General features: G+C 40.1%; 20 protein-coding genes. 7 read left to right on the top strand and 13 right to left on the bottom strand.

Features of this window, described 5'->3' with window-relative positions; translation table 11 throughout:
• The first annotated feature begins 7 nt into the window (after positions 1-7).
• The 5 genes from surE to Q1R07_RS13625 are packed head-to-tail and all read left to right on the top strand — an operon-like array spanning position 8 to position 4,959.
• Positions 8-784: a 5'/3'-nucleotidase SurE gene (surE, locus tag Q1R07_RS13645; protein ID WP_300491313.1), complete on the top strand. Its 777-nt coding sequence runs from the start codon at positions 8-10 to the stop codon at positions 782-784.
• A 6-nt stretch (positions 785-790) separates the two neighbouring features.
• Entirely contained in the window at positions 791-1,063 is a 273-nt protein-coding gene (locus tag Q1R07_RS13640; protein ID WP_300491311.1) for a hypothetical protein, read from the top strand.
• 10 nt (positions 1,064-1,073) lie between these two features.
• Positions 1,074-2,186, top strand: coding sequence for a lipid-A-disaccharide synthase (gene lpxB / locus Q1R07_RS13635; RefSeq protein WP_300491309.1), 1,113 nt, complete (start codon positions 1,074-1,076; stop codon positions 2,184-2,186).
• 46 nt (positions 2,187-2,232) lie between these two features.
• A complete protein-coding gene (locus Q1R07_RS13630) occupies positions 2,233-2,880 on the top strand; it encodes a C40 family peptidase (protein ID WP_300491307.1) in 648 nt (215 codons plus the stop codon).
• Positions 2,881-2,925: 45 nt separating this feature from the next.
• Positions 2,926-4,959 (top strand): ComEC/Rec2 family competence protein, encoded by a 2,034-nt coding sequence (locus Q1R07_RS13625; protein ID WP_300491304.1) that lies wholly within the window; start codon positions 2,926-2,928, stop codon positions 4,957-4,959.
• Here Q1R07_RS13625 and Q1R07_RS13620 read toward each other — a convergent pair.
• The 7 genes from Q1R07_RS13620 to Q1R07_RS13590 are packed head-to-tail and all read right to left on the bottom strand — an operon-like array spanning position 4,956 to position 14,773.
• On the bottom strand, positions 4,956-5,414 hold the full coding sequence (locus tag Q1R07_RS13620; protein WP_300491302.1) for a thioredoxin fold domain-containing protein: 459 nt from the start codon (positions 5,412-5,414) through the stop codon (positions 4,956-4,958). The genes Q1R07_RS13625 and Q1R07_RS13620 overlap by 4 nt on opposite strands.
• Before the next feature lie 11 nt (positions 5,415-5,425).
• Positions 5,426-5,890 (bottom strand): thioredoxin family protein, encoded by a 465-nt coding sequence (locus Q1R07_RS13615; RefSeq protein WP_300491300.1) that lies wholly within the window; start codon positions 5,888-5,890, stop codon positions 5,426-5,428.
• Between the two features lie 12 nt (positions 5,891-5,902).
• A complete protein-coding gene (locus Q1R07_RS13610; RefSeq protein WP_300491298.1) occupies positions 5,903-7,672 on the bottom strand; it encodes an oligopeptide:H+ symporter in 1,770 nt (589 codons plus the stop codon).
• Positions 7,673-7,694: 22 nt separating this feature from the next.
• Positions 7,695-9,206, bottom strand: coding sequence for a peptide MFS transporter (locus Q1R07_RS13605; RefSeq protein ID WP_300491296.1), 1,512 nt, complete (start codon positions 9,204-9,206; stop codon positions 7,695-7,697).
• A 3-nt stretch (positions 9,207-9,209) separates the two neighbouring features.
• On the bottom strand, positions 9,210-10,868 hold the full coding sequence (locus Q1R07_RS13600) for a peptide MFS transporter (RefSeq protein ID WP_300491294.1): 1,659 nt from the start codon (positions 10,866-10,868) through the stop codon (positions 9,210-9,212).
• Between the two features lie 24 nt (positions 10,869-10,892).
• Complete coding sequence (locus Q1R07_RS13595) at positions 10,893-12,569, bottom strand: peptide MFS transporter (protein ID WP_300491292.1); 1,677 nt, start codon at positions 12,567-12,569, stop codon at positions 10,893-10,895.
• A gap of 32 nt (positions 12,570-12,601) precedes the next feature.
• Positions 12,602-14,773, bottom strand: a complete 2,172-nt coding sequence (locus Q1R07_RS13590) for a S9 family peptidase (RefSeq protein ID WP_300491290.1) — start codon at positions 14,771-14,773, stop codon at positions 12,602-12,604.
• Positions 14,774-14,984: 211 nt separating this feature from the next.
• Between Q1R07_RS13590 and Q1R07_RS13585 the strand changes: the two genes are divergently transcribed.
• Both Q1R07_RS13585 and Q1R07_RS13580 read left to right on the top strand, forming a co-directional pair.
• Entirely contained in the window at positions 14,985-16,301 is a 1,317-nt protein-coding gene (locus Q1R07_RS13585; RefSeq protein WP_300491288.1) for a hydroxymethylglutaryl-CoA reductase, degradative, read from the top strand.
• A 6-nt stretch (positions 16,302-16,307) separates the two neighbouring features.
• Complete coding sequence (locus Q1R07_RS13580; RefSeq protein WP_300491286.1) at positions 16,308-17,225, top strand: GYDIA family GHMP kinase; 918 nt, start codon at positions 16,308-16,310, stop codon at positions 17,223-17,225.
• A 71-nt stretch (positions 17,226-17,296) separates the two neighbouring features.
• On the opposite strand, the gene Q1R07_RS13575 is transcribed toward Q1R07_RS13580, so the two are convergent.
• The 6 genes from Q1R07_RS13575 to Q1R07_RS13550 form a co-directional block, all read right to left on the bottom strand.
• Positions 17,297-19,396: a peptidylprolyl isomerase gene (locus Q1R07_RS13575; RefSeq protein ID WP_300491284.1), complete on the bottom strand. Its 2,100-nt coding sequence runs from the start codon at positions 19,394-19,396 to the stop codon at positions 17,297-17,299.
• Between the two features lie 114 nt (positions 19,397-19,510).
• Entirely contained in the window at positions 19,511-20,767 is a 1,257-nt protein-coding gene (locus Q1R07_RS13570; RefSeq protein ID WP_300491282.1) for a hemolysin family protein, read from the bottom strand.
• A 10-nt stretch (positions 20,768-20,777) separates the two neighbouring features.
• Positions 20,778-20,954 (bottom strand): hypothetical protein, encoded by a 177-nt coding sequence (locus Q1R07_RS13565; RefSeq protein WP_168732751.1) that lies wholly within the window; start codon positions 20,952-20,954, stop codon positions 20,778-20,780.
• 2 nt (positions 20,955-20,956) lie between these two features.
• Positions 20,957-21,511 (bottom strand): LPS export ABC transporter periplasmic protein LptC, encoded by a 555-nt coding sequence (gene lptC / locus Q1R07_RS13560; protein ID WP_300491279.1) that lies wholly within the window; start codon positions 21,509-21,511, stop codon positions 20,957-20,959.
• A gap of 7 nt (positions 21,512-21,518) precedes the next feature.
• Positions 21,519-22,790: a hypothetical protein gene (locus Q1R07_RS13555; RefSeq protein WP_300491278.1), complete on the bottom strand. Its 1,272-nt coding sequence runs from the start codon at positions 22,788-22,790 to the stop codon at positions 21,519-21,521.
• A complete protein-coding gene (locus Q1R07_RS13550; RefSeq protein WP_300491276.1) occupies positions 22,787-23,518 on the bottom strand; it encodes a type III pantothenate kinase in 732 nt (243 codons plus the stop codon). Before Q1R07_RS13550 ends, Q1R07_RS13555 begins: the two co-directional genes overlap by 4 nt.
• Positions 23,519-23,671 lie beyond the last annotated feature (153 nt).

The following is a 23,671-nucleotide window of genomic DNA, read 5'->3' as shown; positions in this document are numbered from 1 at the left end:
GCCCGAAATGAACAAAAAACCTTTGATTCTGGTAACCAACGACGATAGTATTGTCGCACCCGGAATACGCGCCTTAATTGCGGTTATGAAAGAAATCGGTGATGTGGTTGTAGTGGCTCCCGACAGTCCGCAATCGGCTATGGGACATGCGATCACCATTAACAATACACTCCATATTGAAAAAGTCAAAATCGATGCCGATCTGGATATGGAATACAGCTGTTCCGGAACTCCGGTAGACTGTGTCAAAATTGCCGTACACGAAATTTTAAAGCGCAAACCGGATCTTTGTGTTTCGGGAATCAACCACGGTTCGAATTCTTCTATTAATATTATTTATTCGGGAACGATGAGTGCCGCGGTAGAAGCCGGTATCGAAGGAATTCCGGCCATTGGTTTTTCGTTATTGGATTTTAGCTGGAATGCCGATTTTGAACCGGTAAAGGATTTTGTTAAAAAAATCACCTTGGAAGTACTGGAAAAAGGATTACCCGACAGTGTTATCCTAAATGTGAATTTACCGAAATTACCGGCAGACGAAATCAAAGGAATCAAAGTATGTCGTCAGGCCAAAGCCATGTGGGAAGAGCGTTTTGACAAAAGAACCAATCCGCAGGGAAAAGATTATTATTGGTTGACCGGCGAATTTATCAATCAGGATAAAGGTGAAGATACCGACGAATGGGCGTTGGCCAACGGCTATATTTCCGTAGTTCCGGTTCAATTTGACTTAACGGCGCACCATGCCATCCAGCAACTGAACACCTGGAATCTTAATCCTTAAAAAACTATGGCTAAAAAAGATCTTATCATCGGATTTCTTATCGGTATCGTGGCCGCTTGTATTGGCGCCGGAATTTTTCTATTGCTGTTTACCGATATCCGCAGTATTGACGGATTGCATTTTATCCGTCAACAGCATTTATCCGGAAAAGTGATCACCTTGGGCGCTATTGCCAACCTGATTTGTTTCTTTGTTTTATTAAAATTTCAGAAAGAAGAAATGGCACGCGGTGTTGTACTGGCAACGTTTTTTTTGGCCATTCTAACCGTTCTATTATAATCGTACCAACATGAAATACTATATTATTGCCGGGGAAGCTTCGGGCGATCTGCACGGTTCCAATCTGATAAAAAGTCTTTTAAAATACGATCCCACAGCCGAAATCCGCTTTTGGGGTGGCGATCTGATGCAACAAGCCGGCGGAACATTGGTCAAACATTACCGTGATCTGGCTTTTATGGGTTTTGCAGAGGTTGTTATGAATCTGAAAACGATCCTTACTAATATCAAATTTTGCAAAGCCGATATTCTGGCGTTTCAACCGGATGTGCTGATTTTTATCGATTACCCTGGTTTTAATATGCGTATCGCCAAATGGGCAAAAGCGCTTGGTATGAAAACGCATTATTATATCTCACCACAAATCTGGGCCTGGAAAGAAAACCGCATTCATGCCATTAAACGCGATGTTGATAAAATGTATGTGATCCTTCCGTTTGAAAAGGATTTTTACGAGAAAAAACACCAGTATCCGGTCGACTTTGTAGGCCATCCGCTAATCGATGCGATTCATAACCGGCCAAAAACCGATACCGAAAAATTTAGAAAAGAGCATGATCTGGACGACAAACCGATCATTGCGTTATTACCCGGTAGTCGGAAACAGGAAATTTCCAAAATGTTATCCGAAATGCTATCGGCGGTCGACAGTTTTCCAGACTATCAATTTGTGATTGCCGGAGCGCCGAGTCAGGATTTTGAATTTTACAAACAATTCCTGACCAACAAAAGAGTGCATTTTATTTCGAACAAAACCTACGATCTGTTAAGCGTGGCGCATGCGGCGTTAGTAACATCCGGAACCGCAACCTTGGAAACCGCGCTTTTTAAAGTACCGGAAGTTGTCCTTTATAAAGGGAACTGGATTTCGTATCAGATTGCCAAACGCATTATCACCTTAAAATATATTTCACTCGTCAATCTTATTATGGATCAGGAGGTCGTAACCGAATTGATCCAGGACGATTGCAACCCTAAAAAAATTAAAGCGGAACTGCATAAAATATTAGAGCCGAATCATCGTTCTAAAGTATTGGCTGCTTATGATTTGCTGGAAGAAAAGCTCGGCGGAGAAGGCGCAAGCGACAAAACCGCCCGTTTAATTATGGATAATTTAACATAAGCCGAAAAAATTATTTCCCTAATTTTGTTGAAAAGCGTTTGAGAATATGAGAAAGGTTATACAAGTATTGGTTTTATTATTTCTGGTGGTTTCCTGTAAAACTGCCGCTCCTACCATTATCACCTCTAAAAAAGAAGCCGAAAAAAAAGGAGTTTATACCTATTCCGAAAGAACAAAATCCAAAACTGTAGCCGTTTCCGATAAAAACGCCAAACCGTCCGAATCTAAAAAAACGGATAAGAAAAAACGAAAAATTGTAGACAGTGATGTTCCGGAAAACGATATCATTGTGAGCAACGAGAATGAAAGTTATCTGGCCGAACAGTTAACCAACAGTGCGATGGATTATCTTGGTGTTCGCTATCGCGGTGGCGGAACAACGCGCGAAGGAATGGATTGCTCCGGATTGGTTACGGCCGTTTTCAGTTCGTTTGACATGCAATTACCCCGAAGTTCCAACGACATGGCCAAAGTGGGCGAAAAACTCGAATTTAAAGATATTAAACGCGGTGATCTGGTTTTCTTTAAAACCAATGGCAGACGTATCATTAATCATGTCGGACTGGTTGTAGAAGTGGCCGAAGACGAAATAAAATTCATCCATTCGTCGACTTCCAGCGGTGTGATCATTTCATCAACAAAAGAGCCATACTACGAGCGTTCTTTTGTTCAGGCCAACCGAATGGTGAACTAATCCCGGTTTTTATTTTTCGCAATTTTTCAATACCTTATTGTTTCCATGAAGGTATTGCGGTATCCCATATTCGGAATTACGTGTTGCTTTGTATCCGGGATTGTAGTCGATTTTTATACAAAACCGGACACAACAATCCTTTTTATAGCCCTTGCGATTTCATTTGTCCTGTTTTGTGTTTGTTATGGCTATTCCAACCGTCATTTTATACAACAAAATTATTTCGGACTTAGTGTTTATCTGTTGTCTTTTCTCAGCGGAAGTTTTGCACATCAGCTCCATTATGCCCCAAATAAACACGGACATTATAGTCATTATTTACTCAATGATGGACATTATCCCATCCGGGGCGTTATCACGGAACGTTTAAAAACCAGTGCTTCTTTTGAAAAGTATCTTTTTAAGGTGTCGGAGATCAATCACCAAAAAGCAAACGGAACCCTTTTACTATATGCTCCCAAAACAATTGTCCTTCCCAAACCTGTAATTGGCTCCGAAATTCTCCTATACGATGCAGTAGCCGCTGTACCGAAAAACAGAAATCCTTTTCAGTTTAATTATGCCGATTATATGGCCAAACGGAATGTGTTCCATCAGATGTATCTGAATCGGGACAATTTTATAGTAATTGGCTATTCCAATACCATTACGCGTCGGATCGCCGCGTATCGCGATCGCTTACTCGAAGGTTTTGAAAAGCATCATTTTAAACCGGAAACACAGCATATCATCAATGCGTTGGTATTGGGCCAACGACAGGACATGGATTCTCAAACTGTCTCCGCCTATGCTGATGCCGGTGCCGCGCATATTCTGGCCATTTCCGGACTTCATATTGCACTTTTATACGGAATCCTCCTTTTCCTGACAAAACCGCTAAAAAGGATTAAAAATGGCAAAACACTACAACTCCTGATCCCAATAGTGCTTCTTTGGTTTTATGCCTTGCTAACCGGGTTTTCGGCCTCGGTGGTTCGTTCGGTAACTATGTTGAGTTTTTTGAGCTTTGGTCTTTTTTTAAACCGCTCTGCAAACAGTTTTCAGGGTATTTTGGTTTCCCTGTTATTATTAGTCGCTATTAAACCCAATTTTGTTTTCGATATTGGTTTTCAACTGAGTTATATGGCTGTTTTTGCCATCATTTCCCTGCAAACTATTTTTCAGAAAATCCGATTACCGAAAAATCCCATTCTCCGTTATCTTATAGGAATCGTATGGGTTTCGTTTGCCGCTCAGGTTGGCGTGCTTCCGTTATGCCTTTACTACTTCCATCAGATTCCGTTATTATTTATAGCATCCAATCTGGTCGTATTACCAATGACAACCCTTATTCTGACACTCGGCATCCTACTAACGATCCTGAATTTTATCCCGGGAAATCTTATCTTATTTTTAGGAAAAGTGCTATCGTTTCTGATCGAAACCATGAACGCATATATCAGCTGGATCGCTTCTTTCCGTTCGCTAACACTTCGTAATCTTTCCTTTAATACCGAATTGCTGTTTGTTCTTTATATCGTAATGATCGCTTTGTTTTTATGGTTCCGAAAACGAACTCCGATCCGATTAATGGGATTGCTTTCGACACTTATCCTTTTGCAAATCACCTATTGGTTTACGCTATATATGATCAGAAACAAGGAGGAACTGGTTGTCTTTCATCAGCAACAACACACGCTGATCACGATCAAAACCAACAATCACATTAAGGTGTATTCGAACGACAGTTGTATCACCAAAAACCGCAACCTGCAATCTTATCGGAGTGGATTGTTTTATCCTGAAATTCAACAACACCCCTTGCGCAATATGCTTTTTTATAACGATCAGAAAATCCTGATTGTAGATCGTGATGGGATATACGATGTTATCCAGAATCCGGACATCGTCGTGTTGATCAATCATCCAAAAATCAATCTCGATCGACTGATTGGTTTGGTACAACCAAAATTGATTCTGGCCGATGGTACCAATTATAAACGCGAAACAGCTCGTTGGGAAGTGAGTTGCCGGAAAACAAAAATCCCTTTTTACGCTACCGGTAAAAAGGGATTTTTTTCAATTGCTAGTATCAATTAACCTTTTAAATCTTTTAGCAATTCCTCAGGAGTTCTGTAACCCACCAATGGTGACTGTACATCTCCTTTTTTATCTAAGATAAACATCGACGGATACCCTTGAACCTGTAAAAACATGGTAAATTCATGGATTCCGTTTCTTCCCCTTCTGTTCGCGTCGAAAGTCGGGTTCGTATATTTTTTGCCTTTGTAGTTTACTTCCGAGTTTCCTTCGGCATTAAATTTTACGGCATAATAGTTTTTCGAGATATAATCCGCAACGGTTTTGTCGCTAAATGTATTCTTGTCTAATAATTTACACGGTCCGCACCAATCGGTATAGACATCCATAAAAATAGGTTTTGGATTTTTCTTTTGGGCTTTGATTGCCTCATCAAACGTCATCCATTTGATTTCCTGCGCCTGGGCAGCAATTGCTCCAACGGTTAGGAACAATAGTACTAGTATTTTTTTCATTGCTTTTTATTTTATTTTTTGATTATTTGATTTGCTCCTGTTAACCAGGCTGCCGGTCCGCCAGCGACATATCCGGTACTTCCCAGTTTTTCGAAATTAATTTTTCCTTCTTTTTCCGTTGCTTTTACAAACCATACCGTCGGATAGCCTCTAACGCCAAATAACTGCATCAGTTGGTTGTTGGTTTGTTGTACTTCGGGTGCCAATGCTTTTCTCCGTGGAAAATCCAATTCTACCAAAATTACATTTTCTTTAGCCCAAGTAACAAATTCCGGCTGAAAAAATACTTCCTTTTGCAATCGGATGCACCAGCCGCACCAATCGCTTCCTGTAAAAAACAGAAAAAGGGGTTTGTTTTCTTTTTGCGAAAGCTGTACCGCCTTTTTAACATCCGTATGCCATTCCAACGATGTTTCCTGTGCGTTTGTTAGCATCGAAACCAGTGCAAATATGCATACAAAAACTAATTTTTTCATGTACTAAAACATTTATTTAACACCATGCATTAATTTTTTCAATACCCGATTCAATAACATGATACAACTACCCGCTACAATCGGCACCAGCGTAAAGATCAGGAAAAAGGTTGTCATATCATAATCCCGAACCACATCGTCGATCATTCCTCCAACACTAGCCGCCAGTTTGTTTCCGATGGCGATACCCAGATACCACATTCCAAACATAAAAGCAATCATTCGCGGTGGTACCAATTTACTCACATAGGATAGTCCTACCGGTGCCAGACACAATTCGCCTAAAGTGTGGAATAAATACGCCAGGATAAGCCAGATCATGCTTACGCGTACGGTTCCGGCTACGGCACCTTGTGGGATCACCGACGCACCATAGGCCAATACGGCATAACCCAGTCCCATAATGATCAGTCCCAACCCGTATTTAACCGCCGCACTTGGGTTGTATTTACTATCCCACCAACGGGTATATAACGAGGCAAAAACAATAATAAAAAAGGAGTTTAGGATACTAAACCAGGAAACCGTCACTTCGGATGCTGTACTTGTGAATTCGCGGTATAACATCCAGATTACGATGCCCCACATCAATCCGAAACAGATAAACAGGGTAATATTGGAACGTAAAATCTGAGATCGTGTTTGTTTAAACAATAAAACCAAAACCCATGTGATAATCGCCAGTGGAATTACGGTTAGTAAGGTGTTTACGATATTAAAAATCACCAGTGAATTTCCATCCAGTGCACGGTCGGTAAAATCACGGGCAAAAATAACCAGTGACGTTGCCGCCTGTTCAAACGATAACCAGAAGAAAACTGTAAAAAAAGCAAACACGATAAACGCAAACATACGATCGCGTACCACACGTTCGTAACGTAAAATACGACTGATTGCCAAAAACAGGAACAACACCAGTCCGATTATAATTACAACCAATGGTCCGGTCAATGTTTCTTTTGACACTAAAAACTCCTGTGGTAAAATATTGATTTTTCCGATTTTGGATAATGGATCGTTAAAAATATACAACACACCAATTAGCGATGTGATCACGATCAGGATTTTATCGATTGCGGTGAACGGGTTACGTTTTTCGGTGGCATCGATTTCGGCATCTTTCTTGGCTTTATCCGGTACATCGCCAATGGTTCCGAATAGCGGTTTGGCCATCCAGAATTGTAGTGTCCCTAATAACATAAAGATCCCGGCCAATCCGAAGCCCCAACTCCATCCGATTTTTTCCGCCAGATACCCACAAAGCATCATTCCGAAAAAAGCACCGGCATTAACTCCCATATAAAAAATGGTATAGGCACCGTCCTTTTTTTCCGGCAGGTCTTTGTACATCTGGGAAATAATCGAGGTCATATTCGGTTTAAAGAATCCGGTTCCAATAACCAGTAATCCCAATCCGAGGTAAAGCATAAACTCGGTTTCTACAGCCATAGCGGCGTGACCGAGGGTCATAATGGCGGCTCCGACTACAATCGCCCAACGGTAACCAATATAACGGTCGGCTATCATTCCACCCAAAATTGGGGTTAAGTATAGCAATCCGGCATAGGTTCCGAATAAGGCTCCGGCGTTTTCACTACTCCATCCCCACCCTGGCATATCGACTCCGACTATGGCCATTGTAAGGAAATTTACCAATAATACGCGCATTCCGTAAAACGAAAAACGCTCCCACATTTCGGTAAAAAACAATACGAATAATCCTGAAGGGTGTCCTAATACTTTGGTTTTAAAAAAATCGGGGTTTGCTGAAGTTGTTGCCATTATGGTATGCTTATTTATTGTGTTATTTAACGCCCTGCATTAGTTTTTTAACGAGTGGTGAAATAACAATCAGTATGATCCCTGCAATCAGGGCGTAAAGTGCCAATTGCTTGTAGCCATCGGCATAGATATTTAATTTTTCAAGGTTGGTGGCGTGCTCGGAAGCTTCGGCAATATTGGCACCTAATATTCCGGCAAGATATTGTCCATAGGCACTGGCCAAAAACCACATCCCCATTAATACCGCCTGTAATTTTTCGGGTGATAATTTGGTCATCACCGACATTCCGATCGGCGACAAGCATAATTCCCCAAAGGTGATCACAAACCAACCGAAGGTAAACAAGTCTAATCCGGTCATACCGTTTACATCGGCAAAGAATTTGGTATAGTAAAATACGTAGAAACCACCCGCTAAAAACAGGAAGCCCAATCCGAATTTTACGATGGTATTTGGTTCGATTTTTCTACGCGCCATCCACAACCAAACCATTCCAACAAAAGCAGCAAAGACAATTACAAAAAAAGAGTTTGCCGAGTTGTTGACACCATTCGGATCGAATTTCATTCCGAACATGGTATTGTTTAGGTTGTTGGCCGCGAAAAGGCTTAACGATCCGCCACTTTGTTCGAAGAACGCCCAAAAGAAAATCGAAAAGATGATAAATACCAAGGCCGCTAATAATTTTTTATTTTCGGCTACTGAGTAGTTTTTCATTTCATAAAACAAATACAATAACGAACACGGTCCGATAATGTACATAAAGATGTCCGTGTATTCTGTTTTGGACACCATTGTCATGATGATTGGCAATACGATTAACGATCCGATATAGGTTGCGTATTCGTATAGCTTCCTTTTGGATGTTTCCAGATGCAATAGCGGCGAAAGTCCGATTGGACCAAGGCTTTTCTGCGTTTGCGTAAACGTGATCAAACTGATAAACATCACCACTGAAGCAAAACCAAAGGCTACATTCCAACGCAAATGTTCCGGCACCATACTACTTAGCATACTTCCGTTGGCAACTGCGATACAGATATAACCACCGATTAAAGCTCCCAGGTTAACCCCGGCATAGAACAACGAGAATCCCGCATCTCTACGGATATCGTCATCTTTATACAATTTCCCAACCATGGTTGAGATATTCGGTTTAAAGAATCCGGTTCCTACAATGGTAAAGCTGATTCCGAAAAAGAAAAACTGCTTCGGATCGATCGCCAAAATAACACTTCCCACGATCATTAATAGCCCACCCCAAAACAGGGATTTACGATATCCTAAGATTTTATCGGCAAATAATCCTCCGATAAAAGTAAAGGCATATACGAATGCCTGTGTGGCGCCATATTGCAGGTTGGCCACTTTTCCATTCATCATTAGTTGGCTTACCATAAAGATCACCAACATTCCTCTCATTCCGTAAAAACTGAAACGTTCCCACATTTCACTAAAAAACAAGTACCACAATTGTTTGGGGTACTTGCCTTTAAAACTTTGTATTTCTTCTAAAGTTTCTCTTGTATTCATATGCTAATTTATTCCTTTTTCTTTCATAATGGCATTTAACCATTTCAACAACACAAACATCATTAAGGATGCCGTTAGCAATAAGCTAAAATTGACCCAGAAGAAGTCTGTTTTGTCTTCGTAGGTATCCCACATACTGGCCAGTACACCACTTAATTTGTTTCCGATTGACGTTGCTAAAAACCATCCTCCCATCATTAACGAGGTAATATTGGTTGGGCTTAACTTCGAAACCACCGATAATCCCATCGGACTTAAAAACAGTTCCCCGATCGTGATCACGCCATAGTTGGCTACCAACCACCATACGCTAACTTTTTCGGTTCCGTTGCCGCCCATTTTTACCGCTGCAACCATAACCAATACCGATAAAGCTGAAATCAGTAAACCGAAAGCGATCTTGGTTGGTGTTGACGGTTCTTTACGACGGCTGCGAAGGAAGGTAAAAAAGGCAACTACCAAAGGTGTTAAGATGATCACCCAACCCGGGTTAATCGACTGACTTAAATTGGTGGCCCATAAACTTACTTTCGATCCTTCGGCCGGTAATTTTTCCGGTGCTACGTTTCTAAAATACAATGGGTAATTGACTTCTTTTTGAACTACCCCGTTTACTTTTTGCAAACGGAACTGCGCATCGTATAATTCGACGGAGTCTTTTTTGTACTCAACTTCCTTGGCCAGTTTTAATCCGTTAAACACTTTTGAAGTGGTACCGGTTGTCTGACGATCGGTATAACGATCGGCCCAGGTTGTCAATGCCGAGCCGTTTAGTTTGAAAACGGCCCAGAATAATATTACGACACCGAAAATGGCCAATAAGGCCGCAATCGGTCGTTTGTCTTCTGTTTTTGCTTTAAAATATAAGCTGGAATAAAACAATATTACCGGAATACAGGCAAAGATAAAGGCATCGGTACTATCGGATCCGAAGATATAACTGTCCGGATTGGACTCGGAAGCCACTCCTTTTAGCAACCATCCGATTACTCCAAATACCGCCGACGGTACCAAAATAAATAATACGATTTTCCAGAAAGGCATATCACCTTCCTGTACGCCTTTTTTATGATCATAACCCGCATAATGCTTGGTTCCCATCAGGAATACGAATACTCCGATAAACATTCCCACACCGGCAGCCATAAAAGCCCAGTGCCATCCTAACAGGATTTGCAGTGCTGCTCCGAAGAAGTTACAGATAAAGGCACCTACGTTAATTCCCATATAGAAAATGTTGTAGCCTTCGTCTTTTTTGTCTTTGTATTCTTCTTTGGAATAGAAGTTTCCTAACAGGGTCGAAATATTCGGTTTAAAAAATCCGTTACCAACAATAACCAGCGTCATTGCGATATACAATACAGTAATCGAATGCACGCCCATCAGGAAATAACCGAGTCCCATCAGGATTCCTCCCAATACAATCGATTTGCGATACCCCAGATAACGGTCGGCTATTAATCCGCCCAAAAAGGGTGTTAAGAATACTAATGCAATAAAAGTTCCGTATAAATCGGAGGCTTCTTTTTCGGTCATTGCAAAACCGGCTTCCACGTCTTTTAGATAAAGCGTGAAAATACCAATCATCAGATAATAACCGAAACGTTCCCACATTTCGGACAGGAACAAAAATGGCAATGCCTTTGGATGTTTATTCCACATAGCTGCTTATTAAAGGGATTAAAATTATCTTACTCCGTGCATCATTTTCTTAAGAACCGGAGTCAATAAGAATAATACTACTGATGCAGCACCACACAATACTACGAATACCATAAAGAATTCGAATAGGTTGTGGATTTCAAATCCTGCGAATACGCGGTATTGCGCACTGATCTGATTATCGGCCAATAATTTTAATTGTTCAGCTGTTGGTGTTACGGTTTTGTCTAAAACTGCCTGAAGGTCAATTCCTAATTCTTGTGCTTTTTTGAATTTATCTCCCGTTGCCGGTAAGATCGATCCTAATGTTCCTGCTAATGCATATCCAGAAGCATTCGATAAGAAAAATACACCGTATAATAGGGATGCAAAACGTTTTGGTGATAATTTACCTACCAACGATAGTCCGATTGGCGATAAACACAACTCACCACAAGTTTGAATTAAATATAATAAGATTAACCATTTGATTGCCAATAAACCACTGTTTCCAAGGTCTTTTACATTGTAAGCAATAATAAAATAACTCACTGCAATTAGCATCAATCCGAAAGCCTGTTTCATTGGTGAAATCGGCTCGTTTCCTTTGGCTCTTAATTTATCCCATAAGATACTGAACGGAACGGCTAACATTACAACGAATAATCCGTTAAAAATCTGTACCATTGATGGAGGCATTTGCCATCCGAAGAAGTTACGATCGGTCTGGTTATCGGCGATAAACGTTAACGAAGAACCTGCCTGTTCGAAAGCTGCCCAGAAAAAGATTACGAAAAACGAAACGATATAAATTACTAAGATTCTGTCTCTTTCAATTTTTGTTAATGATTTATCCGATAAAATCAATCCGGCCAATGTAAGACCACTCGCATAAATCATCGAGTAAATTACGTTTTGTCCTACCGCATAATGGAATAAAAATCCTAATCCTACAAAAGCGATAACCGCTACGATTAATGAAGTCGTTGAGAAGTTCGCTTTTTGTGCTTCACCTTCTTCGAAATCGGAAGCATCATGTCCTGATGGTAATCCTCCCAGTGGTTTTCCTTCCGGCGTTACCACATATTTATTTTTAAGGAAGAAGAATACCGCTGTACCAATGGTCATTGCCAAAGCAGCTGCTAAGAATCCCCATTTGAACGCATGGATGTCACGCATTCCACCGGCATCTTTTACGTCACCTACAATCGGACAGATAAATTGTCCTAAGAAAGCTCCGATATTGATCCCCATATAGAAAATGGTAAAAGCCGTATCCAATTTGCTTTTTTCCTGTTTTGGATACAAACTTCCCACCATACTGGAAATATTCGGTTTGAAAAATCCGTTACCAAAAATGATAACCCCTAAAGCCGCATACATTAATGTTTTGGCTAATTCTAAATTGTTTGGAAATACCGTAGCACTCGCAAAAAGCAATAACTGTCCGATGGCCATTAACGAACCACCCAACATAATACAGTTACGGTTTCCTAAAAAACGGTCGGAAATAAATCCACCTAACATAGGTGTCAGATAACATAAACCAAGAAATCCACCATAAATTAAGGAAGCTTCTTCCTCTTTCATCATTAAGGAGTTAACCAGGAATAAGGTTAACAATGCACGCATTCCATAGAAGTTGAACCGCTCCCACATTTCGGTTCCGAATAATACCCAAAGTCCCTTTGGATGTCCTTGTTTTACATTCTGTTCGCTCATTTGCTTCGTTTTTGGTTTTTGGTTTGGTTTAATTATAGTTTTTCTTTGATAAAGTTGGTCATTTTAGTATACAACTGCAAACGGGTTTTACCGCCGTAGATACCGTGGTTTTTGTCCGGATAAATCGCCCAGTCAAACTGTTTGTTTGCCTGTACCAATGCTTCCACCATTTTCATGGTATTCTGTACGTGTACATTGTCATCGGCCGTTCCGTGGATCAAAAGGAAATTTCCTTTTAATTTCGCCACATGGGTGATCGGTGAATTGTTGTCATATCCGGATGCATTCTCCTGAGGTGTCTGCATGTATCGTTCTGTATAAACGCTGTCATAATATCTCCAGCTGGTAACCGGAGCCACAGCAATGGCCATTTTAAAGGTGTCGTTCCCCTGGAAAATACAGTTCGACGACATAAAACCTCCATAACTCCAACCAAAAATTCCAATTCTGGCTTTGTCAACATAAGGGTAGTTGCCGATTACTTTTGCTGCATTGATCTGATCTTCTACCTCAAATTTTCCTAATTCTTTATAGGTGCATTTTTTAAATTCTGCTCCTTTAAAACCGGTTCCGCGTCCGTCAACACAAGCTACGATATACCCTTGTTGCGTTAACATCGCAAACCAGTAATCATCGGTATTGTTCCAGTCGTTGTTTACCTGTTGTGATCCCGGTCCGGAATACTGGTACATAAATACCGGGTATTTTTTGTTCGGGTCAAAATCTTTCGGTTTAAGAATCCACGCGTTTAAACGGTTTCCTTTTTCAGTGGTTAATTCAAAAAACTCTTTTGTTGGTAAGTCGTATTTTGCCAGTTTGCTTTCCAAAGCTTCGTTCGAAACGATGGTTTTTACAAGCTTCCCGGTTTTGCTTTCGTTAAGCGTATAGCGCGGTGTGTTTTTAGCACTTGAAAACGAATTGATAAAGTACTCAAAATTCGGACTAAACGTCGCCGCATTGGTACCGGTTTCCGTAGTTAGTCTCTTTTTGTCTTTTCCGTTTAATTTGATGCTGTACACATCACGGTTGATAGAACCGTTTTCTACCGACTGATAGAAAATTGTTCCCGTCTTAGTATCGAATCCGTAGTAGTTGGTCACTTCCCATTTCCCTTTGGTAATTTGGTTGATCAACTTTCCGTTTTTATCGTAGTGATAAATATGGTTAAATCCGTCTTTTTCGCTGGTCCAGATAAAACTGTTGTCTTTTAAGAACGTTAGGTTATCCGTTACATCAACATAAGCTTTGTCTTTTTCGTTTACAACGATTTTTGTCGCTCCGGAATTTCCGTCTACAAATAAAAGATCCAGATTGTTCTGATGGCGGTTTAACACCTGCGCACTTAACGTATTCGCTTCATTCGTCCATTTGATACGGGCAATATAGAAATCCTTATAAGTGTCTAAGTTGATTTTTTTAGTCGCTCCGGTTTTTACATCATATACATGTAACGATACAACGGCATTCTTCTCTCCTGCTTTTGGATATTTGAATACGTATTGTGTCGGATATAATCCTTGGTTGTACATGTCCATAGAGAATTCCGGCACTTCGGTTTCGTCAAAACGGATAAATCCGATTTTATCGCTTCCCGCATTCCAGTCGAAAGCACGTACAAACGAGAATTCTTCCTCATACACCCAATCGGTAATACCGTTGATGATGTGGTTTTTCTTTCCGTCTTTAGTGATTTGAGTGTGTTTTTGAGTAGTCAGGTCGTACACGTATAAGTTGTTGTCGTGTGCATATCCTATTTTAGTCCCGTCCGGTGAGAAGGTTGGCTCCTGAACTTTATAGTCGGCCAGTTTGGTCAGGGTCTTTTTGGCAATATCGTAGATAAAATAATCGGCTACAAAAGAATGGCGGAAAATCTGATCGGAATTATTCGCAATTAAAATTTTCTTTTCGTCCGGGCTAAAGCTATAACTGTCTATTCCGTCCAGTTGTTTGTGATCTTTAGAGTCGATTAGCGCGGTGACTTTGTTTAGTGTGGCAAAATCATACAGATCGATTTGTGACGACCGCGTATTCCGGTCATAATTCAGAACGGTATACTGATTCGTGTTCTTCATCGCTTCTAAAGCAGTCATTCCCTGCGTTCTAAAAGCACCGCTCCAAATCTCTTCGAGCGTAATTTTTTGTTGTGCTACCGCTGACAGTGAAGTCAGTAACAGTAGAAATAACGATTTTTTAAAGTAATTCATTTTGTCAAATGGTAAAAAAACTTCCAATTTTAGTGAAAATTTATCAATTAGCCATAACTTTATGTGTTAAATGCAAATTCAATTTTCGCATTTAAAGTCAATTTTATAAGTTTTTACTGTAATTTTTTCCTTAAAAAAACGTATTTTAAAAATTATCCCCGATTGCATTTTCGAAATCTTATCTTTGCAGTAGAATTCAAGATGCCTAAAAATGACGAAAGCTATTGCTGGATTTTCGAAGTTGTCGAAAGAAGAAAAAATCAACTGGATTGTGAATACCCATTTTAACAATCCGGACAGTGCCAAACAAGTTATCACCCAATATTGGAATTCCGACGAAGCCCTTCAAAAGCTTCACGATGAGTTTATTGAAAATACGATTTCCAATTTCTATATGCCTTTTGGCGTGGCACCCAATTTTTTGATCAACGGAAAAAATGTGACCATTCCAATGGCTATTGAGGAAAGTTCCGTCGTGGCAGCAGCGTCAAAAGCCGCTAAATTCTGGTCCAATCGCGGTGGTTTTAAAACCACGGTAATCAGTACCGAAAAAATCGGTCAGGTACACTTTATGTATAAAGGTGCTGCCGATAAACTGGATGCCTTCTTCCACACCATCAAACCGAAATTCTTTTCCGAAACCGAAAGCATTACGAAAAACATGCAAAAAAGAGGTGGCGGAATTATCGATATCAACCTGCGCGATAAAACCGGTGAACTGGAGCATTACTACCAGCTTCATGCTACTTTTAACACCAAAGACAGTATGGGGGCCAATTTTATCAATTCCTGTCTGGAGCAATTTGCCAAAACCTTAAAAGAAGAGGCGCTTCAGTACGACGCGTTTTCCGAAGAGGAAAAGCAAATCCAGGTCGTAATGAGCATTTTGTCTAATTATGTTCCGAATTGTCTTGTTAGAGCGGAAGTTTCCTGCCCGGTAGCCGATTTAAAAGAAGACAAACACATTTCGCAGGAAGAGTTCGCCGAAAAGTTCGTTCGTGCCGTTCAGATCGCCGAAATCGAACCGTATCGCGCCGTAACACACAATAAAGGAATCATGAACGGTATCGATGCCGTCGTGATTGCAACCGGAAATGATTTCCGCGCGGTAGAAGCCGGCGTACACGCTTTTGCTTCCCGAAACGGAAAATATTCGAGTCTTTCGCATGCCAAAGTCGAAAACGGTATTTTTACCTTTTGGCTGGAAATTCCATTGGCATTGGGAACAGTAGGCGGTCTAACCGGCTTACATCCTCTGGTTAAAATAGCACTGGAAATGTTAGGACATCCATCGGCCGAGGAATTGATGCAAATCGTAGCCGTAGCCGGACTGGCGCAAAATTTTGCCGCTTTACGTTCGTTAACGACAACCGGAATTCAACAGGGGCATATGAAAATGCATTTGATGAATATCCTGAATCAGTTTCAGGCTACCGAAACCGAACGTCAGCTTGTCACAACTCATTTTGAACACAACACCGTGAGTCATTCGGCTGTAGTTGACTATTTAGCATCTTTACGTAAATAATTCATTTTGAAAAAGACTTTTTACAGCAACGGAAAACTCCTGCTCACCGGCGAATATGTCGTTCTGGACGGTGCGAAAGCGATTGCGCTTCCCACAAAATACGGTCAGTTTCTCGATATCGAAAAAGGCCCCGAGCAAATCATACGCTGGCAAAGTTATGATGCTGATTCCAGTGTCTGGTTTGAGGATCAAATTTCGTTTGACAGTATTCGCAATAAGGAAAATTTCGGACCGCAAGCCGGAATCAAAAATACCCTGATCGAAATTTTGTATGAAGCCGCACAGCTTAATCCGGATTTTCTTAGTTCCGATACCGGATATAGTGTAACGACGCGTTTAACGTTTCCACGATTATGGGGACTTGGCACCTCTTCTACTTTGATCAACAATATCGCACAATGGCTTCAGGTGGATGCCTATCGTTTGCTGGAATCCAGTTTTGGCGGTAGCGGTTACGACATTGCCTGCGCTCAAAACAATACCCCTATTATTTACCAATTGACGCGTTTTAAACGACCAATGGTAACCCCTTTACAGTTGGATTTATCGTTTCGTCAAAATCTGTATTTTGTGTATCTCAATCAGAAGCAAAGCAGTAAATCGGCGATTATGAGTTATTACGACAAACAACAACGTATTGACAAAATGATCCCTAAAATCGATGCGCTAACGGAAGCGATTCTTGTTTCCAACGATCTGTATCAATTCGGTTCGTTGATCAATCAGCACGAAAGTATTCTAAGTGATATTTTGGAAATGGAAACCGTTAAGGAACGCTTTTTCAACGATTTTAAAGGCGTTTTAAAGAGTCTTGGTGCCTGGGGCGGCGATTTTATACTTGCCATAGCTCCAAATGATCCTACGGCTTATTTTAAAGAGAAAGGCTTTCCGATTGTTATTCCCTATTCTGAAATGATTTTATAAAAAATAACATCATAAAAAAAAGGCATCCGATTTTCATCGGATGCCTTTTTTTATTGACTACAGTCGGTATACTATTGTAACGCAGCTCTGTTATCTTCAATTTTAGCAGCTGCTTTTAGGGCAGCGATTATGCGGTATGAAGAAGCGCCTTGTGTTTGCGTTTTGATTTTTGTAGTGTAAGAAGCATAGTTTGGTAAAGCCGGAGCTTTTACTACGTCTTTCGTTCTGATCATGAAAACAGCCATTTGACCTTCGATTAATTTTGAAGTTTTTCCGTTTCCTAATCCGAAAGCAGTTCCTACAACTTTAGGCTCTTGTCCGATGTTCGGGATACTTGGGTTGTCGATTGTCACATTTGAAGCTACGTTAACAGCAGCACCTGATTTTTGTGAAACCGCTTCCAAAGTAGCGCCTTGCATTTTAGCTTTGATTTTCTCCGCTTTTTTCTGGTTTTTCAGGATTGGTAATACCGTTTGTTTTGCTTCTTCTAAAGAAATCAAACCGGTTTCGTTTTTCCCTTTTAATTTTGCGATGATATGTCCTTCAAGGTTGTCAAATTTCTTAACAGCACCTTCTTTTGTATCTCTTCCAAATGCCCAAAGTACAATTTGTCTTTGGTTTTGAAGTCCTGGAAGACTTTCGTCTGTAGCTTTAACGTTCATAGCCGGAACTACCGTTAATCCCATTTCTTTTGCTACTTTGTCGAAATCTTTATCCGCAGCTTCTGCTTCTAATTTTGTAGCTTTTACATAAATCGCATCAGCAGTTGCCTCAGACGGCTCGATTTTTTCTGCGATCGTAGCCAAACGAACGGCATCGTATTTATCGTCTACTTTAATTACGTGGAAACCATATTCTGTTTCTACCATTCCAATTTTACCTACCGGGTTGTTGAATACGAAATCGTTGAACGTTTTCACCATTTGACCTGGCTGGATGTTATCATACATACCTCCGGTTTGTTTTGATCCCGGATCGTCTGTATTTGTCATTGCCAACATTGCAAAGCTTGATGGATTTGCCTGTGCTTGTTTTAACAATTCTTCTGCTTTTGCTTTTGCCTCTTCTTTTGTTCTGGTAATACCTGGCATTTTTCCGGCATAGCTCAATAGAATGTGACTTGCTTTTGCAGTAGCACCACCTTTTCTACCCATCATTTTAGATAAACAGTAGTAACCGTTGTGGATGTATGGTCCGAATACTTCTCCTGTTGGAAGGTTAAATAACTGCTCCTGGTTTTCCAATGGCAGGTCTTTTTTCGCTACATAAGACGAATCGTATTTGATATCAGAATTTGCATTTACAAACTCTTCTACGTTTTTAGCACCTTTAAAACCAGGTAACGTATCGTTAGTTCCCGTTTTATCGTTGTAAACTACACGTCCGGATAATAATCCTGTGATTGTTTTCTTCATTTCATCCTCGTCTTCTTTAGACGGTTTGTTTTCGAAGAATACGTATTCTACCTCACGAGAGTTGTCTGATTTATATTTTTTAGGATTTTTCTTAACATAATCCAAAATTTCGCTATCCGAAACTTTTACTTCATCATCGTTGATTGTAGTATATGGAACCGCTACATAGTCGAAATTAACTTTGTCGTTTTCTCTTTCGTAAGCAAATTTACCATCGTTCTTAGTCGTTACAAGACCGGCTTTAACCATAGTATAATACATTTGCTCAGTAGCCATTTGCTGCAATTGTTTTTCATACGCCAACCAGTTATTCCACTGATCCGGCTGTGATGATTTGATGCTGGCCACAAATTCATTGAATTTATTTACGTCAAACTGACCGGCAGCATTTAAAAATCTTGGATCCTGAGCAAAGTTAGGATTCTGTTTGATTACGTTAATCATTTGCTCTTTTCCGATTTTTAAACCGATTTTTTCAAATTCAGCGTCTAATAGGATTTGTTTCACTTCCTGCTCCCAAACTCCGTTTGAAGCTTGTGTATTGCTCATACCCTGGCCGTTTTTTTCTGCCATAGATACTTTTTGCAAAAAGTCCTGAGCTGAGATATCCACTCCATTTACACTACCTACATTGCGTGTACTTTGTTTAAATCCTCCGCTTTGAACAACATCTCCAATTACGAATGCTAGCAAACAAAATCCGATAACTCCAATTAAAAGGATCGAACGCTGTCTAATTTTTGATAAAACTGCCATCTTTTATGATATTATTTTTTTTATTCAGTGGGCGAAAATACAATTATCTATTTAATAATAAAAGATGTCCCACTATATTTTCAAATATTTTTACTTTTTTATTTGGATATTTCTTTATTCTTTGATACGAACTTCGATTAATTCAATTCGTTTATTGGAAGCCTCACGTATGACAATCCGGTAACCGGACAACTCCAATTGCTGTCCCTGTTGCGGTATTTCCTTGGTCGCATGCACAATGAATCCCCCTAACGTCACATAGGAATCGCTTACCGGAATTTTAATATTATATTTCTGGTTAACATATTCTACATTTAAACGAGCCGAAAACAAAAACGAATGATCATTTCGCTTTTCCTCGATCAGTTCTTCCAGATCGTGTTCGTCTTCAATTTCTCCGAATAATTCTTCGATAATATCTTCTACCGTTACAATACCGGCAGTTCCTCCGTATTCGTCGATAACCACCGCCATACTTTTCCGCTTTTTTGTAAGCAGATCCAACACCTCTTTAATCAATACCGTTTCCGGCACATATTCCACTGTTATCATAACCGACTGGATGTCGGCTGGTTTTTTAAACAACTCGAACGAATGCACATATCCGATACTATTATCGAGCGTGCCTTCGTATACCACTATTTTGGAATAACCGGTTTCGACAAACAATTCTCGCAATTCTGTAACGCTATCGCACAATTCCACCGAAGCAATTTCCGTTCGCGGTGTCATAATATCACGCACTTTAACATCGGAAAATTCCAAGGCGTTCTGAAAAATCTGTATTTCGGTATCGATTTCCTGCTGGTTTTCGGCCGCATTAACCTGTTCGGTGATATAGGTTCCCAATTCGCCCCGGTTAAAATACAACACATCTTTATTACGTTCGAGTTTAAAAACATGGATCAGGACTTTATCGGCAATCGCTACGACAATCTTGGAAATCCCGGAAAATAGCAGGTAAAAGCAATAGGCCGGCAACGCCAGTACTTTAATCAGCGTATTCGGATAAATCTGAAAAATAACTTTCGGAAGAAAACTGGATGTGAGCAATAGCAACGCGGTTGCGATAAGCACCTGCATCACGATCATCTGAAAAGGGTTTAATAAAACGCCGTATTCCCGAAGCAACTGCACTACTAAAGCGCTGGAAAAATAACCGTAAATCGTAAAAACGATACTTTTCCCCAATAGCATCGACGCTATAAAATGAGCCGGCTTTTCGGTGAGTCTGGTTAGTATTTTTGAAAAAAAAGTGTTTTGTTTTTTTTCGATACTCAGGTAAACTTTATTGGAAGCGATATAGGCTATTTCCATCCCGGAAAAGAACGCGGATAAAATCAGACACGTTATGATTATCGCTATTTCCATATTGTTTTCCCTATCGTTTCATCTTGTTTGAAAAATGCCTTCTAAAGAAGAACATAAAAATGGCTACTGCCGCAAAAAGAAAATTAATCAGGTAACTTTCTCCGGCCTGTTGTCGCCGTACGCCTTCATAAATAAACAATACTGCTAAAACCAAATACAAATAGTGGACGTACTTTAATAATCCCATAATTACTCTATCTTTGAAATCTCGCCCCTGTTTTGTTGGGCATTCATAACTGAAAAATCTTTGCTAAAATCGATACCTTTTCCTTCAAGGTAACTGTTCGCATCTGTAAATTTAAAATATTTCTCGGTAAAAAACCATTCATTTTTCTGATCGTAGTACAATTGTTCCGTTTGCAGCACTTTACCATCACTAGATGTTATCTTTACATGACCCTGTAAATCGATAATATCGGTTTTCGCGTAGGTAATTGCATAATCGGATTCTACATAGCTTTTATTGCCGCGCTCATCAAAAAGGGTTACAAATACGCCTTTCGGAAATTCGGTATACGGATATTTTAAATTGGAAAAATCCAGCAATAACGGGCTTACCAATATTGCTTTGATCTTACCGGAATCGGTATATTTTAAATTCACATGTTCGGCTTCCCCAATTGGAGAAAACGGTACCGCATTGATACGCTGTACGTCTTTAAAATTGCTTTCGCATGAAAAAAACACAGTCACAGCGAGAACTGTGACTAATGTTATAAAATATTTTCCAAAGTGTACCTTCATCAGAATACTATTCGTATTTAGTTCGCTTAAACCACAGGTCGTTTACCGACAGTCCGATATAGATCCCAAAATAGTTTTCCTGAACCAAGTTACTACTTGTCGTTCCTTTTGTTCCGTATTCAAATCCAACATTCAGATTCGAAAGACTTCGACCGATTGGCAATCCAAAACCGGCATTCACACTATAATCTTTAACGGATTGATTGTTGATCACAAGACCGGTGTTTTCATATCTGAAACCAGCTCTATAGGTTACACGCTCCAGATAGCTTGTAAACGAGTTGAATTTTGGTGTAATATACCCTCCAATTACATAACGCTGTGCTTTTTCGAAACCAACATTTGTAATCTGATCAAAACGATTTACAAAACTGCTTTTATCCTGGAAGGTTACTTCAGCACCAACAAACCATTGTTTTGCAATTCCAAAACCAGTTCCTAATGCATACTTAGCCGGTAATTTATAGGTAGATTGTGTTGCTTCATAAGCCACATTATCAGATTCTAATTCTGCTCCGGTACCCGAATAGGTAATGGCCGCTACCGAACCGCTATTATCCGCTTTTAAATTGCTTTGTGGCGTATAGGTAAAACTGCTATACCAGTCGTATTTTTTGTTGATTTTTTCCTGATACATCAAACCGGTGTTAAATGCCACACCGCTATAACGGGTTGTATTGATCTCTCGTTTTCCAAGGTAAACATCATCCAGGAAAACAACAGATTTGGTTTCCACTCGTCCGAAGTTATATTGAAAATCGGCTCCGATACTTAATTTCGAAGTAATTTTATATCCCAATCCCAAGAATACATTATTCAAACCACCTTCACCGGTAAAACGTTTGTTCGTATTTACAATGTCTCCGGTTGATAATTGCGTAGTTGTTGTTTGATCCACCTTATAACCAACAGAGGAATATGGCATTATTCCAAACGAAACACCCGCTTTTTTAGTAATCGGGAATCCCAATGCCAGATAATCGAATGTTGTTCTGCTTGCTGTTTCTTTTTCCGATGCCGTTTTAAAAGTCGTGCTACGGTTTGTCGCTCCTACCGAAAATGTCGTTAATCGTAAGGCCGTTAACGATGCCGGGTTTTGAAGATTCAGGTGAATACTATCCGGTATGATCCCCAACCCTCCCATGGCTTTATTTTCATGGGTTCCGCGGTACTTTACATCTCCGATACCATAAAATGAATACGGTGAAGCGGTACCTTCCTGTGCAAAAATTACGGAAGAAAAAAGCAAACTAGTGCCTAGAATTATCTTTTTAATCATTTGTTGATTGTATATTGATATAAGTGGTTCAAACTTTCTAATAGAAAATTTGGATTGGCAAATATGGTGTTTTTTACGCTTTTAGCCAAAAAATCCGTATCACCTCCTGTTAAAATTACTGTTAAAACTTGATATTGTTGACGATAGCGTTCGATGAGCCCGTCAACTTCGCACAAAAAACCGTTCACAACACCGGAATGAATCGACTGTTTTGTAGATCCTCCGATCAAGCCCGACGGGTTTTCAAGGGTTAATAACGGTAATTTTGCCGTATAATTATGTAAGGATTCATACCGCAACCGAAGTCCCGGCGAAATGGCGCCGCCAAGGTAATTGTCGTCGGCATCAATAAAGTCGTAGGTAATGCAGGTTCCGGAGTCGATTACCAATCGGTTTTGTTTCGGAAACTGAAATACCGCACCCGAAGCCAGTACCATTCGGTCGATTCCTAATGTTCTTGGCGTTTCATAACGATTATAAAACGGCATCGGACTATCCGGGGTAATAACATGCAATGTCAGCCGACTTTCCAGCCATTTTAGAACCGTTTCGTCCAAAAATCCTACTCTGGAAAGTATCGCATTTTCTATTTGCGTATATTTTCCCAGGATTTTCGAAAACCGATTTACGGCTTCTGTTTTATCAAACGCATCCTGATCCAGCAGGCTATCTTTTTCAAAAACAGCCACTTTGATCCGGGTATTCCCTACATCTATTGCTAAAAGCATTATTTTTCCGATTAAAATTCAAAGATACAAATAGATTTTTTTACCGAATTGTTTTGGATAAATAAAAAATGCCCCTATATTTGCACCCGCAATAAGGACGGTGCCTTAGCTCAGTTGGTAGAGCAATGGACTGAAAATCCATGTGTCCCTGGT

Origin of the sequence: Flavobacterium sp., from assembly GCF_030146175.1 — a bacterium.
Taxonomy (GTDB): domain Bacteria; phylum Bacteroidota; class Bacteroidia; order Flavobacteriales; family Flavobacteriaceae; genus Flavobacterium.
Note: the sequence above shows the minus strand (reverse complement) of the source record. Positions and strands in the feature narration are given on the sequence as shown.

Coding starts and splice junctions, on each gene's coding strand:
- lptC (WP_300491279.1), bottom strand. CDS start 21,511: ATGAAGGTACACTTTGGAAAATATTTTATAACATTAGTCACAGTTCTC.
- Q1R07_RS13630 (WP_300491307.1), top strand. CDS start 2,233: ATGAGAAAGGTTATACAAGTATTGGTTTTATTATTTCTGGTGGTTTCC.
- Q1R07_RS13610 (WP_300491298.1), bottom strand. CDS start 7,672: ATGGCAACAACTTCAGCAAACCCCGATTTTTTTAAAACCAAAGTATTA.
- Q1R07_RS13585 (WP_300491288.1), top strand. CDS start 14,985: ATGACGAAAGCTATTGCTGGATTTTCGAAGTTGTCGAAAGAAGAAAAA.
- Q1R07_RS13605 (WP_300491296.1), bottom strand. CDS start 9,206: ATGAATACAAGAGAAACTTTAGAAGAAATACAAAGTTTTAAAGGCAAG.
- Q1R07_RS13570 (WP_300491282.1), bottom strand. CDS start 20,767: ATGGAAATAGCGATAATCATAACGTGTCTGATTTTATCCGCGTTCTTT.
- Q1R07_RS13565 (WP_168732751.1), bottom strand. CDS start 20,954: ATGGGATTATTAAAGTACGTCCACTATTTGTATTTGGTTTTAGCAGTA.
- Q1R07_RS13595 (WP_300491292.1), bottom strand. CDS start 12,569: ATGAGCGAACAGAATGTAAAACAAGGACATCCAAAGGGACTTTGGGTA.
- Q1R07_RS13640 (WP_300491311.1), top strand. CDS start 791: ATGGCTAAAAAAGATCTTATCATCGGATTTCTTATCGGTATCGTGGCC.
- Q1R07_RS13620 (WP_300491302.1), bottom strand. CDS start 5,414: ATGAAAAAAATACTAGTACTATTGTTCCTAACCGTTGGAGCAATTGCT.
- Q1R07_RS13550 (WP_300491276.1), bottom strand. CDS start 23,518: ATGCTTTTAGCAATAGATGTAGGGAATACCCGGATCAAAGTGGCTGTT.
- Q1R07_RS13625 (WP_300491304.1), top strand. CDS start 2,926: ATGAAGGTATTGCGGTATCCCATATTCGGAATTACGTGTTGCTTTGTA.
- Q1R07_RS13575 (WP_300491284.1), bottom strand. CDS start 19,396: ATGGCAGTTTTATCAAAAATTAGACAGCGTTCGATCCTTTTAATTGGA.
- Q1R07_RS13615 (WP_300491300.1), bottom strand. CDS start 5,890: ATGAAAAAATTAGTTTTTGTATGCATATTTGCACTGGTTTCGATGCTA.
- Q1R07_RS13600 (WP_300491294.1), bottom strand. CDS start 10,868: ATGTGGAATAAACATCCAAAGGCATTGCCATTTTTGTTCCTGTCCGAA.
- Q1R07_RS13555 (WP_300491278.1), bottom strand. CDS start 22,790: ATGATTAAAAAGATAATTCTAGGCACTAGTTTGCTTTTTTCTTCCGTA.
- Q1R07_RS13590 (WP_300491290.1), bottom strand. CDS start 14,773: ATGAATTACTTTAAAAAATCGTTATTTCTACTGTTACTGACTTCACTG.
- surE (WP_300491313.1), top strand. CDS start 8: ATGAACAAAAAACCTTTGATTCTGGTAACCAACGACGATAGTATTGTC.
- lpxB (WP_300491309.1), top strand. CDS start 1,074: ATGAAATACTATATTATTGCCGGGGAAGCTTCGGGCGATCTGCACGGT.